The 16,404-nt window shown below is 60.0% G+C and carries 9 protein-coding genes and 1 pseudogene; all 10 read left to right on the forward strand.

The window, feature by feature from the left end; genetic code table 11:
* Nucleotide 1 precedes the first annotated feature (1 nt).
* Nucleotides 2-1,549, forward strand: coding sequence for a glutamate synthase subunit beta (locus tag BBAG_RS04005; protein WP_003826366.1), 1,548 nt, complete (start codon nt 2-4; stop codon nt 1,547-1,549).
* A 93-nt stretch (nt 1,550-1,642) separates the two neighbouring features.
* Complete coding sequence (locus tag BBAG_RS04010; RefSeq protein WP_033508157.1) at nt 1,643-2,104, forward strand: membrane protein; 462 nt, start codon at nt 1,643-1,645, stop codon at nt 2,102-2,104.
* Between the two features lie 129 nt (nt 2,105-2,233).
* Nucleotides 2,234-5,923, forward strand: a complete 3,690-nt coding sequence (locus BBAG_RS04015; RefSeq protein WP_003826369.1) for a DEAD/DEAH box helicase — start codon at nt 2,234-2,236, stop codon at nt 5,921-5,923.
* A gap of 144 nt (nt 5,924-6,067) precedes the next feature.
* Nucleotides 6,068-7,312, forward strand: coding sequence for a glycogen synthase (gene glgA, locus BBAG_RS04020; protein ID WP_003826371.1), 1,245 nt, complete (start codon nt 6,068-6,070; stop codon nt 7,310-7,312).
* 168 nt (nt 7,313-7,480) lie between these two features.
* Entirely contained in the window at nt 7,481-8,329 is an 849-nt protein-coding gene (locus BBAG_RS04025) for an ABC transporter ATP-binding protein (RefSeq protein ID WP_003826373.1), read from the forward strand.
* 129 nt (nt 8,330-8,458) lie between these two features.
* Nucleotides 8,459-11,395, forward strand: a complete 2,937-nt coding sequence (gene leuS, locus BBAG_RS04030) for a leucine--tRNA ligase (protein WP_003826375.1) — start codon at nt 8,459-8,461, stop codon at nt 11,393-11,395.
* Nucleotides 11,396-11,633: 238 nt separating this feature from the next.
* Entirely contained in the window at nt 11,634-12,923 is a 1,290-nt protein-coding gene (gene sstT, locus BBAG_RS04035) for a serine/threonine transporter SstT (RefSeq protein WP_033508153.1), read from the forward strand.
* A gap of 349 nt (nt 12,924-13,272) precedes the next feature.
* On the forward strand, nt 13,273-13,926 hold the full coding sequence (locus BBAG_RS08565; protein WP_003826380.1) for a ComEA family DNA-binding protein: 654 nt from the start codon (nt 13,273-13,275) through the stop codon (nt 13,924-13,926).
* Between the two features lie 2 nt (nt 13,927-13,928).
* Nucleotides 13,929-15,854: a ComEC/Rec2 family competence protein gene (locus BBAG_RS04045; protein WP_050754775.1), complete on the forward strand. Its 1,926-nt coding sequence runs from the start codon at nt 13,929-13,931 to the stop codon at nt 15,852-15,854.
* A pseudogene (locus BBAG_RS04050) lies at nt 15,778-16,383 on the forward strand (isochorismatase family protein). The gene BBAG_RS04045 and the pseudogene BBAG_RS04050 overlap by 77 nt, the downstream one beginning before the upstream one ends.
* The last annotated feature ends 21 nt before the right edge of the window (nt 16,384-16,404 follow it).

Raw genomic sequence — 16,404 nt, forward strand, 5'->3', positions numbered from 1 at the left:
CATGGGAGATCCTCGTGGATTCCTGAAGGTCCGTACCCGTCGCGAACTGGCCGAACGCCCCGTCGAGGAGCGAATCAAGGATTGGTTCGACGTTCATACCGAGTCCGGCCTGCAGTCGTGGACCACCGAGCAGGCCGCACGTTGCATGGATTGCGGCACTCCGTTCTGCATGAACGGCTGCCCGCTGGGCAACATCATCCCCGAATTCAATGATCTGGTCCGTCAGGAGAAGTGGGAGGACGCGTACAACCGTCTGTCCGAAACCAACAATTTCCCTGAGGTCACCGGTCGTATCTGCCCGGCTTTGTGCGAGGCCGCCTGCGTGCTTGGCATCCATCAGCCGGCAACGATGATCCAGAACGATGAACGCACCATCATCGACCAGGCGTGGAGTCTTGATTATGTCAAGCCTTTGCCGCCGCAACGCCTGACCGACCAGACCGTAGCCGTGGTCGGATCCGGTCCCTCCGGTCTCGCCTGCGCCCAGCAGCTTACCCGTGCTGGCCATACGGTGGTCGTGTACGAGCGTGACGACGCCATCGGCGGTCTGATGCGTTACGGTATCCCGAACTTCAAACTGGACAAGCACCTACTGGATCGCCGTGTGGAGCAGATGGAAGCCGAAGGCACCGTGTTCCGCACCGGTGTGGAGATCGGTAAGGGCATCTCCTGGGATGATCTGCGCTCACGCTATGACGCAGTAGTGGTGGCCATCGGCTCCACAGTGCCTCGTGACATGAAGATTCCCGGCCGTGAGCTCGAGGGCATTCACTTCGCCATGGAGTTCCTGCCGGATGCCACCCGTCGCGTATACGGTGTCAAGCCCGTCAACGACATCACCGCCGAAGGCAAGCATGTCGTCATCATCGGCGGCGGCGATACGGGTTCCGATTGCCTCGGCACTGCTATTCGTCAGGGTGCGAAGGACGTCACCGTGCTGCAGATCATGCCGCAGGAGCCGAAGCAGCGCCCCGACAACCAGCCGTGGCCGACGTTCGCGCGTCTGTATAAGGAAACCTCCTCCATGGAGGAAGGTTTCGAGACCCAGCGCGCCGAATACGTGTACAACACCGACTCGGTGAACTTCGTCGGTTCGCAGGAGGACCAGGACAAGGTGAAGATCGAGAACTCCACCGCGACCGAGGGCTTCGTCGCCGACGAGAACGGCCATGTGACCGGTCTGAACGTGGTGAACGTCGCTCCGGGCGAGAACGGCCCGTTCACCCGTCAGCCCGGCACGGAACGTGTGATTCCGGCCGACCTGGTGCTTATCTCCGTGGGCTTCCTGCACCCGGACACCACCACGTTGGTCGATCAGCTGCCCGTTGATCTGGACGGTCGAGGAAACGTGGCTCGCAATGACGATTTCGCCACATCGCAGGACGGCGTGTTCGCCTGCGGCGATGCCGGGCGTGGCCAAAGCCTGGTGGTGTGGGCGATTGCGGAAGGTCGTTCCTGCGCGGCTGCGGTCGACAAGTACCTGACCGGCGCCACCGAGTTGCAGGCTCCCATCGTCGCTTCCAAGCGTCCGATGATGCTGCCTCGCTGATTGGCTGATATAAAGCCAACGAATTTGGGAATCCTGCGGTAAACTGACCGCAGGATTCTTTCGTTTTTATACATCTACAAAGGAGCAGAGACCATGCCGAATCGCGCAGAACGCCGTGCCAAAGCCAAAGCCGACCGCAGAGGAGTGCCGTCCCAGTACGATCAGACGCAAGGGCGCGGTCGTGCGGGAATGATCGACGAATACCAGTTGCAGGAGAAGTCGCGGCGACTGCAGGAGGGAACCGACGGGCCATGGAAGCCAACTGCGCATACGATCAGCGAACAGGAGAACGTGCTGGCCACGAATCCGAACTATTCCAACCCCAAGGCGTTCAAGGCCCCGCATTCCGTTCGCCAGTGGTTCCGCGTAGTCAGCTGGATTCTGATCGTGGCATCGGTTATCGGATTCTTCGTCGTGATGTGGTTGCCAAGCCACCCTATATGGCTGATCGCCACCATTTCCGGAGTGTTCATTGTCGGTGTGCTGAGCCTGTTCTTCACCGCGGGAAACTATAGGCATAATCCGAATCTTGACGAGAATGGAACTGCGGTCTGATCGCAGTATTCCAGCACATATGCGATGCCGATGGCAATGGGCCATCGGCATTTCTTTTCCGCCCCATGAGCATGCGGTGGGCTGGTACGGTAGAACCGAGGACAGGTGTGCCGGTAAGCGGAGGTATAGGTGAGCGACGATTCCCTGCAATGGCTGAACGATGAGATCAACAGCGAATGCAATCAGTCCATGTTGCAACGGGCCCAGCATATTGTGCGCCATGAGCGTGATGCGATGCTTGGATTGCAATGTTTGGATTCCTCCGATGGCGATGGTACCCGGCTCACCCTGACCGCGCGTATGAGAGGCATCACCTCGCCTGGCAGCACATATACCGTGCAGGCGACGATCGACCTGGCCGATGAGCTGTTCCTCGCGCGCTACTGCAGTTGCCCGGCATTCGGGAAAGCCGATTCCGCCACGCACCGGTGGGGAAGCAGGTACCGTGGATTTTCGGACGACGATTACGACGACGAATATGCCGTATTCGACGATTTTGACGATGGGCCGGTATTTGGGCATATCCCCGACGACGACGAATATGCCATGACATCCGCATCCGGTTCCGACTCCTCGCGGAGCAGCGCACGGTACACCGGAATCTGCAAGCATGTGGCAGCCTTGCTGCTGCTGTTTCTCAGCGAACCGGAATCGTTCCACGGGTATCGAGGCATGTACGGCCAGACTCCACGCCAGTTGGCGTCATACATGCGCATGCTTGACGAACGTCGGTCCGAATCGAATGGACGCTTGCGGTCCGATCTGCATAACCGGCTTTGCGAGGCAAAGGACCGCCTCGCTCTGGAACAGGGCGGCGGACAGGCTGCGCGCGGCACGAGCCGCGGCGAGACGAGACTGTCGAAGGACCTGGACCTCGTTATGCCGGCAAGCGTGCGTTTGGAACCGATGCTGGTGTTCGGCGAACAAGCGTGGTCGCTGCAACTGCGCATCGTCCACGGCAGCGGGGCATCCTGCGTATCGTATGTGGTAAAGAACATCGCCAGGATGGTGGCCGATGTGCGATCCGGTGCATACTCCAGCTACGGTAGGAGGCTTTCGTTCCGCCACGCCCCGGAGATGTTCGACCTGTTCTCACGGGAACTGATCGATTTTCTTGAACGTGCGATGGTGTCGAGACGCATATCCCAGATGCATAACAAGTATGCCGCCGGTCCGCTAACGGTCGATAAGGAACTGTTTCTCGCCGACTGGGAGGTTTGCGATCTGCTGGATCTGTACCGCACTCTTCCCGGTGCGATAGGGTTACACATGGATGGCATGCCTGTGGCCGCCGATCGGAACATTCCCGTGCTGGAGGGAATGCCGGGCATCGACTTCGGCACGCAATACACGCACCGTATGGCTTCGGGCGGAGTCCGGATCACCAGCGGATGTACGGTGCTGGCCACGCTTGCCGGGCAGCGCAGCCAATACATACTCGCCGATGCCTGCGGCGGTTACTCGCATCCGGCGTTCTACCGTTGCGATGAGGCGGTGAGACCGGCGTTGCATGTCTTGGAATCGCTGTGCACCGGCGAATCGGACGGGGTGTTCATTCATGAGGATGATTGGCCGATGTTTGCACGGACCATCCTGCCGACGCTTGCCTCCTGCGGCTTCAGCCTGGATGTGCCTCAGGAAGTCGGATCGGGCGTGCCGGCGGAGTGCGAGCTCGCATTCTACCTGGATCGTGATCTCGACGGCATCACCTGCGAGGTCGTGGCAAGATATGGGCGTATCGCGTTCCAGCTGGTTCCGGCCGCGACGGCGTTGCACGGCATGGTGCATGCCGATTCCGGCAAGGCCGCATCGATCGAACGTGATACGCAACGGGAGCGGTTGGGCGTGGAGACCGTCAGGCAGCTGTTCCCCGAATGGGACGACAACATGCCTGCGCGTATCGGCGAACAGGACGACAATGCGATACTGCTGCTGCTTACCGATGGCGTGGCGATGCTCGGATCAATCGGACAGGTGTTCTCCACCGCTGCGTTCGACGGATTGATGAGGGAATCGAGTCCCACGGTGAAGGTGGGGCTGTCCATCGATTCGAATCTGGTGGAGATCTCGCCGATCGCCAGCGAGGTGCCGATGAACGAGGTCGGTTCGGTATTGAACAGCTATCGTCGCCGCCGGCGTTATCATCGTCTGCGTGATGGCTCCTTCGTGGATCTTCAACATGCCGATCTCGCCGAGCTTGATGCGGTAGCCAGCGATCTCGATCTGAACGAGGAGCAGCTGAACGCCGGCAGAATCGAAGTACCCGGCTATCAGGCGTTTCTTCTCGACTCGCAATTGCCGGATGAGACCAAAAGCGCATCGTTCAACCGGTACGTCAGCGACGTCAAGGTCATCGATCCGCAGCGTTACGCAGTTCCGGAAGCATTGCACGGCATACTGCGGCCGTACCAGGTCGAGGGCTTCCAATGGCTTGCTACGCTGTGCGACAAAGGATTCGGCGGTATCCTCGCCGATGAAATGGGACTTGGCAAGTCATTGCAGCTGCTGACATTGCTCGAATCGCGCAAGGGCAAAGGGTGTTCGCTTATCGTCTGCCCGGCCTCGCTTGTCTACAATTGGGCCGCCGAATGCGAGAAATTCACTCCGGATCAGCGTGTGGAGGTCGTCGCCGGCAGCAAGGCGGAGCGTAGACGTCTGTTGTCCGAAGTCGCAGGCTTGGCTTCCGCGAAGAATGAAGGGCGGAAGGAGAGACCGGATATCATCATCACGTCATATGATCTGCTGCGTCGTGACATCGACGAATACGACGGCTGCGCATTCGACTGCGTGGCGCTCGATGAGGCGCAGTACATCAAGAACCATACGACGAAAATCGCCAAGGCGGTGAAGCGGCTGGAGGCGCATTACCGTTTCGCGCTTACCGGCACGCCGATCGAAAACCGGCTGAGTGAGTTGTGGAGCATCTTCGATTTTCTGATGCCGGGCATGCTCGGCTCGTATGCGCGATTCCGCGAGCGCTATGAGCAGCCCATTCTCGCTCCCGGACCCGATCAATCCGTTATGGCAGGCAAATTGCAGGCGCTGGTCGGATTATTCATCAAGCGCAGGCTGAAACGTGATGTGCTCACCGATCTGCCGGACAAGTTCGAGACCGTTGTCACGGTCAGATTGCAGGGGGAGCAGCGCAAACTGTATGCCGCTCATGAGCAGCGTCTCCGGGCTTCGCTCAACAGTGTGGAGGATGCGGATTTCGACACGAACAGGATCCGCATCCTTGCCGAGCTCACCCTGCTGCGTGAAATCTGTTGTGCGCCGAAGCTGGTGTATGAGGACGCGAACGGTGCCTCCGCCAAATTGGACGCGATCGACGACCTGGTGGCAAGTTGCATGGATGCGGGGAAGAAGGTGCTTGTTTTCTCGCAGTTCACCTCGTTCCTTGACCTGATAGGGGACCGCTTCACGGCGCATGGGGTGCCGTTCTATACGATTACCGGCGAGACGCCGAAGAGGAAGCGCGTCGACTTGGTGAATCAATTCAACATGGACGATGTTCCGGTGTTCCTGATCTCGCTCAAGGCAGGCAACACCGGTTTGAATCTGACAGGGGCGTCCGTGGTGATCCACGCCGACCCATGGTGGAATGCCGCCGCGCAAAGTCAGGCCACCGATCGTGCGCACCGTATCGGACAGACACAGGACGTCAATGTGTATCAGATTGTGGCGCAGCATACCATCGAGGAGCGTATTCTGCGGTTGCAGAAGGAGAAAAGCGCTCTTGCACGGCAATTCACGGATGGCGCTGCGAACGGTAGCATCGGCTCGCTCACCAAGGACGATCTGCTCGGCCTGCTGCAGTGACCGTGGAATGCCATGGGCCGGCATGGCCTTGTCGGGCCGGAGAGAAGGAATATTCGTTGCGGGCGGCGGGGCTGCAAGGATCCGATGCGGTAATGAGGTAAGCTGAAAACGACTCCAATTCCAACGATGGAAAGGACTTCCCCCATGAAAGTCGACATTCTCACCCGAGAATACCCGCCGCATGTCTACGGTGGGGCAGGCGTGCACGCCGAGGAACTCTCAAAGGTTCTGGCGGAGCGTATCGATGTGACGGTACGCGCGTTCGACGGGCCGCGCACCCCCGGAGACATTCCGGCCATTGCCGGAACCGATCCGAAAGGCTCGCTTAACCTGGTGGGCTATGACATTCCGGCCGAGCTGAAGGACGCCAATGCCGCATTGAAGACCTTCGGCGTTGACCTGCAGATCGCCAACGACGTGGATGCCGATCTGGTCCACGTGCACACATGGTATGCCTGCCTTGCCGGTCGTCTGGCGCAGCAGCTGCATGAAGTGCCACTGGTGATCACGGCGCATTCGCTCGAACCGTTCCGCCCATGGAAGCGCGAGCAGCTTGGTGGCGGCTACAACCTCAGCTCGTGGGCCGAGAAGGACGCCTATGAGCATGCCGACCGCATCATCGCCGTATCAGGAGGTATGCGTGAGGATATCCTTGCCGCGTATCCGAATGTCGATCCGAATAAGGTCGTCGTGGTGCACAACGGTATCACCATGGCCGACTTCGCCACTCCCGCTCCCGATGATGCGGGTTGGAAGGTCTTCGAGCGATACCACATCGACCGTTCCAAGCCGACGCTGCTGTTCGTCGGTCGCATCACCCGTCAGAAGGGCTTGCCGTACCTGCTCAAGGCGCTGCATCTGATCGACCCGGGCATCCAGGTGGTGCTGTGCGCCGGCGCGCCGGACACCCCGGAAATCGCCGAAGAGGTCAAGACAGCCTTCGCCAAACTCGACGAGGAACGCGGCAACATCATCTGGATCGAGGAGATGCTGCCGAAGCCCGAGCTTAATGCGTTGGAGCATGGATGCGACGCCTTCATCTGCCCGTCGATCTATGAACCGCTCGGCATCGTCAATCTTGAAGCCATGGCCTGCGGGCTACCTGTGGTCGCCTCGGCGACGGGAGGCATTCCGGAAGTCGTGGTCGACGGGGAAACCGGTTATCTGGTGCCGATCGACCAGCTGCACGACGGTACGGGAACCCCCACCGACCCCGACAAGTTCGTTGCCGACATGGCCGCGGCCATCGACAAGGTGATGGCCGATCCCGAACTGGCCAAGAAGATGGGGCAGGCGGGCTACGAGCGTGCACGCGACCACTTCAGCTGGGAATCCATCGCCGATCAGACCGTCCAGGTCTACCGGGATGTGCTTGCCGAGCGCCGATGATCCTTCGGATCGCATAAGACGACAGGGCGGCTGCATGGCAAGCACACATAGCCGTGCAGCGGAATGGACGCATGCTGACGCCATAACGGGCCGCGCGATATCCTTGCAACAGGAATATCGCGCGGCCCTGGCATATGCCGTGCGGCAAATCATGCGAGTGAGGGTGATATGAGCGAAACCGTGCTGCAACTCGACAATGTGGAATTCCGGCGTAACCGTCGTGTGATCATCACCGACGTGAATCTGACCATTCACGCGGGGGAGCGATGGGTGCTGTTCGGTCCCAACGGCATCGGCAAATCGACTGCGGTGGGTATGCTCGCCACCCGCACATTCCCCTCCGAGGGCAAGGTGTTCATTCTTGGCCATCAGCTCGGCAAGTACGACGTATTCAAACTGCGCACCCGCATCGGCCTGGCGTCCGCAGCCCTCGGGCGTCAGTTCCCTGAGGGAGAGGATCCGCTCAATGCCGTGGTCACGGGGCTGAGCGCCGTGACCGGTAAATGGCATGACGAATACACCGACGAGGAATATGCCCGCGCCCGGCAGCTGCTGAGAGACTTCTCCGTAGGCTATCTCGAAGGCAAGCAGATGTGGAGGCTGTCCGAAGGCGAGCGCACGCGTGTGCTCATCGCCCGCGCCCTGATGGGCGATCCGGAGCTGTTGATCATGGATGAGCCGACCACCGGTCTCGACCTAGGGGGGCGCGAGCAGGTGATGCGGACGCTAAGCCGTATCGGACGCGAAGCCTCGAATCGTGCGGTGGTTCTGGTCACGCATCGTCTTGAGGAGATTCCCGAGGGGTTCGACCATATTGCCATCATGGGGCGGAAAGCCGTCTCCGCCCAGGACGCCACCGAGGACGGCGTCGACTCCATGGGCAATCCTTCGGCCGGGACCATCATCTATACCGGCTCGCTGGAGGAGGGGCTGACCGACGAACGTCTGTCCGAATTGTTCAATATGCCCATCGAGGTCGAGCATTCGCATGGCCGATGGGCCGCCTATGCCGTGTGAGCGCATTCGTGGGTCTGGCGACCTGCGAGTATAACGATTCATGCGGTTTGCGGCAGCCCGAGCGCAAAGATGAATGAAATATGAGAAAAGCCGCGCAACTGTCCAGTTGCGCGGCTAATTTCTTGCCTTATGAGTGAGACTGAACCGAAGTTCCGTTACAACGCCGCAATGGCGCAGGATATCGAAACCAAATGGCAGAAGAAGTGGGATGACGAGGGTACGTTCTGGGCGGCGAATGTCGCCGGCGACCTGAAGGACGGCAAGGGGCGTAATGCCGAGGGGCGTCCTTCGTATTTCGCGATGGACATGTTCCCGTACCCGTCCGGCAAGGGTCTGCACGTCGGCCATCCGCTGGGTTATCTCGCATCCGATGTGGTGAGCCGTTACCATCGCATGAAGGGCGAGAACGTGCTGCATGCGATGGGCTATGACGCCTTCGGCCTGCCTGCGGAACAGTATGCGGTCCAGACCGGTCAGCATCCGCGTGTGACCACCGAGGCGAATATCGCCAACATGTCCCGTCAGCTGCATCGCATGGGCTTGAGCTTCGACAATCGCCGCAGCTTCGCGACCATCGATCCGGGCTATGTGCGCTGGACCCAGTGGATTTTTTCGCGTATCTACGACTCTTGGTATGACGAGGATGCCACCAATCCGAGTGGTTCCAAGGGTTCCGCTCGACCGATCAGCGAACTGGTCTCCAAGTTCGAATCTGGTGAGAAGGCCATCCCCGGCCATGAGGGCATCGCATGGGCCGACCTGAGCGAGGCCGAGCAGGCCGATGTGCTCAATGATTTCCGTCTGGCCTACATCTCCAAGTCGCCGGTGAACTGGTGCCCAGGTCTGGGTACTGTGCTTGCCAACGAGGAGGTCACCGCCGAAGGCAAATCCGAGCGTGGCAACTTCCCGGTGTTCCAGCGTGAGCTGCGCCAGTGGTCCATGCGCATCACCGCCTACGGCCATCGCCTGATCGCCGATCTCGACGGCATCGACTGGCCTGAGAAGGTCAAGCTCATGCAGCGCAATTGGATCGGCGAAAGCCATGGCGCATCCGTGCACTTCGCGGTCAAAACCGCCGACGGCACGCAGGATATGGAGATCTACACCACCCGTCCCGATACGCTGTTTGGCACCACGTTCGCCGTGGTCTCCCCGGAGCATCATCTGTTGGAGCATGTGCCTGCGGCATGGCCGCAGAACACTCCCGAAGACTGGAAGGGCGGCTACGCCACTCCGGTCGAAGCCGTGAAGGCGTACCGTCTTGAGGCCGAGTCCAAGACCGCCAAGGATCGCGTGGATGAGGCCGGCGAAAAGACCGGTCTGTTCACCGGCCTGTATGCCATCAACCCGATCACCGGCACCGAACTGCCGTTGTTCACCGCCGACTACGTGCTCATGGATTACGGTACCGGCGCCATCATGGCAGTGCCGGGCGGCGATCAGCGAGATTACGATTTCGCCGTCAAGTTTGGCCTGCCGGTCATCTACACCGTGCAGCCGTTGCCTGAATCCGGTGACGATCTCGCCAACTATGAAGGCAAGGCGCCGTTCGTCTCCCATGACGGTATCGTCATCAATTCGTCCGTGGATGCCACCAAGGCCAAGGGCGATGCCCTGAGCCTCAACGGCCTGCGTGTGGACGACGCCATTGCCAAGGTGAACGAATGGCTTGAATCCGCAGGCGTCGGCAAGGGCACCGTAAGCTACCGTCTGCGCGACTGGCTGTTCAGCCGTCAGCGCTACTGGGGCGAACCGTTCCCGGTCGTATACGGCGAGGACGGCACCCCGCATCTGCTGCCCGATTCCATGCTTCCGATCAACCTGCCGGATGTGCCGGATTACTCTCCGCGCACCTTCGATCCGATGGATGCCGAATCCAACCCTGAGGCTCCGCTGAGCCGCAACGAGGATTGGGTGAAGGTCCAGCTCGATCTGGGCGACGGCATGAAGACCTATTACCGCGACACCAACACCATGCCGAATTGGGCTGGTTCCTGCTGGTACTACATGCGCTACATCGACCCGACCGATACCGACAACATGGTCGAGAAGAACGAGTTCGACTATTGGATGGGACCGAACCACAACAGGTATTCGGGCGACGAAGGCGGCGTGGATCTGTACATCGGCGGCGTGGAGCACGCCGTGCTGCACCTGCTGTACTCCCGCTTCTGGCATAAGATTCTTTTCGACCTGGGATACGTGGATTCCGCCGAACCGTTCCACAAGCTGTTCAACCAGGGCATGATCCAGGCATACGCCTACACCGACGACCGTGGCCAGTATGTGCCGGCCGACGAGGTGGTGGAAGGACCAGCCGACGCCAGCGGCGAGCCGACATTCACCTGGAACGGCGAACACGCCAACCGCGAGTTCGGCAAGATGGGCAAGAGCCTGAAGAACATCGTCACCCCGGACTACATGTACGAGAACTACGGTGCCGATACGTTCCGCCTGTACGAGATGAGCATGGGCCCGCTGGACGAGTCCCGCCCGTGGAACACCCGCAATGTGGTCGGCAGCATGCGTTTCCTGCAGCGCCTGTGGCGTAACGTGATCGACGAGGAGACCGGCGAAGTGAAGGTCAGCGAGGAAGTCGCGGACCTCAAGACGCTTAAGCTGCTGAACAACACCATCGCCGACGTGACCGTCGAAATGGAGGGCATGCGTCCGAATACGGCCATCGCCAAGCTCATTGTGCTCAACAACCATCTGACCGGTCTGAAGAGCGTCCCGCGTTCCGCCGTCGAGCCGTTAATTCTCATGCTGGCCCCGATCGCCCCACATGTGTGCGAGGAACTGTGGAGCAGGCTCGGGCATGCCGAATCCCTGTCCGCGGCGCCATGGCCTGTCGCCGACCAGCAGTATGTCGGTCAGGATACGGTTACCGCAGTCGTGCAGATCAAAGGCAAGATTCGTGCCAAGCTTGAGGTCTCCCCGGATATCACCCCTGAAGATCTGCAGAAGATGGCTTTGGAGGCCGTCGCCGACCGCCTGGGAGGCAAGGAGCCTCGCAAGGTGATCGTCAAGGCGCCGAAGATCGTGTCGATTGTTCCCGCCGAGTAAGGTCTTGTGAATCTTCCATAGTCTGGGAAACCGCACAGAAGGCATCCACCCGCATGGGGTGGATGCCTTCTGCGTTATATGGCGTCTACGTCACCCGTAAGGGTTTGGGAATGCGGTGTCTTGCGTTCCGGGCATATGCAGCGCCGGTAATAATGCTCCGCTACTATGATTCGCGGCTGCGCGTATACGAAGAGAGACGTGTGCGTGCTCCGGAACAGAGAAAGAAATGGAAACAGGTATGGATACAGTCGTCAAACTGTTCAGGGACATCGCCGCACGATATAACGGCGTGGCCTTGATACTTCGCATTATCGTCGGTCTGATCGTTGGCACGATTCTGGCGCTGGTGGTGCCTCATGCCACTTGGATCGGCGAATTCGGCTCATTGTTCGTCAGCGCTTTGAAGGCCATCGCCCCGATTCTGGTGTTTGTGCTGGTCTCGAGCGCACTTGCGCAGGGAAGTTCCAAATTGGACCGACGTTTCGGTCTGGTGCTGTGGCTTTACCTGTTCTCCACCTTCATGTCCGCAGTGGTGGCCGTATTCGCCAGCCGCGCGTTTCCTCAGACGCTGGCGCTTGGCAAAGCGGCGAAATCCGACGTGGTGCCTCAGGGACTCGGTCAGGTGGCTCAGAATATGCTTACCGCCATCGTCACCAATCCGATCCAATCCATGATCGACGGCAACTATATCGGCATTCTTCTGTGGGCATGCCTGTTCGGTCTGGCCATGAAGGGCATCGCATCCGAGAGCAGCAAGACCTTCATGGCGAACGTGGCCGATTCCGTCTCCCAGTTGATTCGTTGGATCATCAACCTTGCTCCATTCGGCATCATGGGTCTTATCTTCACCAATGTCTCCGAAAACGGACTGTCTACCTTCGCCAAGTACGGCAGTCTGCTGATGCTTTTGGTGGGCACCATGCTGTTCATGGTATTGGTGGTCGCTCCGGCCATCATGTTCGCCTATCTGCATCGCAACCCCTATCCGCTGGTGTACCGATGCTATAAGGAGTCCGGTCTGACCGCGTTCTTCACCCGCAGCTCCGCGGCGAACATTCCCGTCAACATGCAGTTGTGCGAGAAGCTTGGATTGGATAAGGACATGTATTCGGTGTCCATTCCGCTCGGTGCGACCATCAATATGAACGGTGCCGCCATTACGATCACCATCATGTCTATGGCCGCCGCGAACACCATGCATATCCAGGTCTCGTTGCCTGCCGCGATCGTGCTGTCGGTGGTGGCCGCTTTGGGTGCCTGCGGCGCGTCCGGCGTGGCCGGCGGCTCGCTGCTGCTTATTCCGATGGCATGCTCGCTGTTCGGTCTATCCAATGATGTGGCCATGCAGGTGGTCGGCGTTGGCTTCATCATCGGCGTGATTCAGGATTCCGTGGAGACCTGCGTCAACTCCGCCAGCGATGTGGAGTTCGCGGCAACCGCCGAATACCGTTCGTGGATCAAACAGGGCCGTCAGCTTCCGGCGTTCATGTATTCGAAGAGGGAGCGTAAGGAGCTCGGACTCGATTGATGTTGCGCATGCCTTAGCCGGCATGATGCGTGTATTGCAGGGGATGGTTCCGGTGATGATCGGGCCATCCCCGTTTTGCCATGTCGGTGCGATCGGGTTCTGCAAAGACGCGCCAGTGGCTGTGACGGAACGGTGAAGAACCTTGATGGCGCTGTCCACATTGCCTGCGCGAGTGGACGGGAAGATCCGCATGGCTCACTGTGGAGCTATGCGTCATTATCATGAACAGACGGAAACCATGACCGCAACGCGCCGGTTGCAGGCTCTCTCACGTCGGCATGCCTCCGGATCGTCGGCCCGGCATGATGCGGCGGGGCGTCCGTCCGCAAAACGGGTGCCACAGCAGAGCATGGCATCGCATGATATCAGCGTCGTGTCGTCGTCTCCGCCACCTCCGCCGCCATCGGACGCGGCTCGCCATAGCACGTTCAGGAAAGTCTCCATCGGGCAGCTCTCCGGCGTACGGGAACACGACGCGGATATCACCGTCGAACGGCGCGTATGCAAGACCATGCCGCGGATGATTTTCACTCCGGGGCACGCGCTGGCCGCCATACTGTTGCTGGTGGCGGTCACCTGCGCAAGCCTGACACTACTGGTGCGCCAATCCCTGAACTATGCCGCGGCAAGCCGCCCGCAAGAGCGACAGACCATACAGACCTATGAATCACAGGAAGCCGAGGCATCCGCAGGCGGGCGGACGAATCGATCCCAGGCGCAGCACGATTCAGACCAGGAGAAGAGCGGCCAGTCCCAAAGCGATTCGACCTCGGCAAGCCAGGCAGAGCGGTTCTCGACGCAATCGGATGGCGGTTTGGTCAATCTCAATACGGCCACGCTGGAGGAACTGGATTCCATCAGTGGCATCGGCCCGGTGACCGCACGGAAAATACTCGACTATCGACAACGGATCGGCATGTTCTCAAGTGTCGACCAGCTGCTTGAGGTGTCGGGAATCGGCGTGAAGACGCTGGAAAAGATGCGTGCGAAGGTGACGGTGTAGCGATGGATGGCGGCATGCGGCGGGAACGGGGGAGCAGGGATTGCAGACTGCTGCCGCCTGCCGTCGCGCTATGGTGCTCCATGCTGACGGCCCATCTGCTGTTTGGAGCGCTGTTCCAAGGGGTGGGTCCCAAAGCATGGTCTGATGTGGAAACGTCGACGAACGAAGCGCGATGGTCGGTGATCGCCGCCGTTGTCATATGCGGGTTCGTTCTGGGGCGTAAGACGGTGCTGCATCGCGCCGCACTGCGCCGGCATGCCGTAGTGGCGCGCATCATGGCGATGGTGGTGATCGCCGCCGTTGCCGTTGGCATGTCGTCGATGTGGGCGTATCTGCTCGTGCAATGGCATGATCCGGCAATGGTCGGAGCGCGGATGGGACAGTCCGAGGTGGTCGCCACCGGCAGAATCGTGGAGCCATTGAAGTCCTCGTCGTTGCGGGACGCTGATTGCCAGGCGGAAGTCGACCTGTCGTCGGTTCGCGCGCAGGGGGTCGAATCGCGTTCCTCGGCACGAGTCAGGGTGTTTGCGGACAAGCATGCATGCGGCATGCTGTCGCGTGGGGCGGCATACTCCATGCGCGGGGTGCTGAGCGAAGCGGAATACGGTGCCACGGCTTTATGGCTGCGGCTTGGGTCATGGCAGGATATCGTTCGCATCAGGAAGCCGCCGGTATACGAACGGATACGCGCGCATATGCAGGAGCGTTTTTTCATAGCGGCGTCACGATTGTCGGATCAGGGGAAGGTGCTGGTTCCCGGGCTGACCATGGGTACGCTGGGCCAGGACCATGTCTCGTCCAATGGCCAATGGGTCGATGGACTGGTGGACGAGGCGTATGCGACCCGTATGGAGGATTCGTTCCGTGACGCGGGGATCATGCATCTTATGGCGGTGTCGGGCGGGCATTTCACGCTTATCGCCATGCTGGTGCGGCGTATGTGCGCGAGACTGCTGCTGCCGCGGTGTGCCACGGCATGCTGCATTGCCCTGGGCTATGGATTGTTAGCTTCGATGATGGCCCCCGGGGATTCGGTGTCCAGGGCGCTGATCATGGGGTGGCTCGCCGCCGCGGCCATGATGGTGGGGCGACGCCCCCAGGCGTTAAGCGCGTTATGCTGCACCGCCATCGGCATATTGCTGCTAAAACCGTCCATGGCGACAAGCTACGGATTCGCATTGTCATGCGCCGCCGTGCTCGGTATCGTCACACTTGCCAGGCCCATGACCACGGCTTTGGCTGCGATCATGCCGAAACCGGTTGCGGCGGCGCTTGCCATGACCATTGCGGCGCAATTGGCGACATTGCCGATTCAGGTACTGATGGAACCGCAGATCCCGCTACTGTCATGCGTTGCGAATCTTCTGGTGACGCCGGTGGTGTCGTACTCGACGTTGCTTGGCCTGGCGGCTCTGGCATGCGCATGGATAAACGTCGATATGGCATTCGCATTCGCCTGCCTCGCTTCTGCGGGAACCCGGGTGATGGAGGTTGTCGCGCGATCCTTGGCGGATGCGCCGTGTTCGGTGCTGCCATGGAAGGACGGCATTGCCGGCGCATTACTGGTACTGGCCGTGGAACTGACGGCTGGATACGCCGTTGCGCGATTGACGAAACGTGCGAATCGGCCATGCGAACGCGAGGGGAGCGACGCCGAACGGTTCACTCGCAATCCTGCGCGCAGAATGGGAATCTGGATCGAGGACACCGTGCGCATGCTAGGCGACGGTAGGCAACTGGCATGGAAGGAGACGATTGCGCAACGGCGTGCTACGGGGCGGAACCCCTGCGGCACGCCAGTCGTGCAAAAGCTATCGTGGGCTTCACCATCACACGGGATAGGAGCAGAACATGACGAAGGCATTAATCGTGGTGGATGTGCAGCCCACTTTTTGCGAAGGCGGCGAACTCGGCGTAGCAGGCGGTAACGCCGTGGCCGAACGCATCGCACGGTATGTTGCCGAACATCGTAGCGAGTACGCATATATCGCGACCACACAGGATTGGCATGTCGATCCGGGAACTCATTGGTCCGATCAGCCCGATTTCGTAGACACCTGACCGGTACACGGCAAAGCCGGCACCCCGAATGCGCAGCTGCATCCGGCGATAGCCGCCCTGCGCATCGAACACCATTTCAAAAAGGGACAGTATTCGCCGTCATATTCCGGATTCGAGGGCTATGAGGACAACACCGATCGGATTGCGACCCGAGCGCAGGCGGTCGACGACGCCCGGAACGCAATGACCCTTGCCGGCGCTTGAGATGCCGCCGAAGTCACGCGAATCGATGTGGTCGGCCTGGCGGAATCGCATTGCGTCAAGGAAACCGCACTTGACGCGAAGAAGCTCGGCTATGAGGTCCATGTCATCGAACGACTGACCGAGCCTGTCAGCGAAGAGCTTGGCGTTGCCGCCCATAGGCAGATGCGCGAGGCTGGCGTCATCCTCGACTGACGTCGCACACAGGGCAATGCA

Source organism: Bifidobacterium angulatum DSM 20098 = JCM 7096, from assembly GCF_001025155.1.
Lineage (GTDB): Bacteria > Actinomycetota > Actinomycetes > Actinomycetales > Bifidobacteriaceae > Bifidobacterium > Bifidobacterium angulatum.

Bases quoted from the DNA above. Each gene is read 5' to 3' on its own strand.
- BBAG_RS04005 (WP_003826366.1), top strand. From the start codon at position 2: ATGGGAGATCCTCGTGGATTCCTGAAGGTCCGTACCCGTCGCGAACTG.
- BBAG_RS04010 (WP_033508157.1), top strand. From the start codon at position 1,643: ATGCCGAATCGCGCAGAACGCCGTGCCAAAGCCAAAGCCGACCGCAGA.
- glgA (WP_003826371.1), top strand. From the start codon at position 6,068: ATGAAAGTCGACATTCTCACCCGAGAATACCCGCCGCATGTCTACGGT.
- BBAG_RS04025 (WP_003826373.1), top strand. From the start codon at position 7,481: ATGAGCGAAACCGTGCTGCAACTCGACAATGTGGAATTCCGGCGTAAC.
- leuS (WP_003826375.1), top strand. From the start codon at position 8,459: ATGAGTGAGACTGAACCGAAGTTCCGTTACAACGCCGCAATGGCGCAG.
- sstT (WP_033508153.1), top strand. From the start codon at position 11,634: ATGGATACAGTCGTCAAACTGTTCAGGGACATCGCCGCACGATATAAC.
- BBAG_RS08565 (WP_003826380.1), top strand. From the start codon at position 13,273: ATGGCATCGCATGATATCAGCGTCGTGTCGTCGTCTCCGCCACCTCCG.
- BBAG_RS04045 (WP_050754775.1), top strand. From the start codon at position 13,929: ATGGATGGCGGCATGCGGCGGGAACGGGGGAGCAGGGATTGCAGACTG.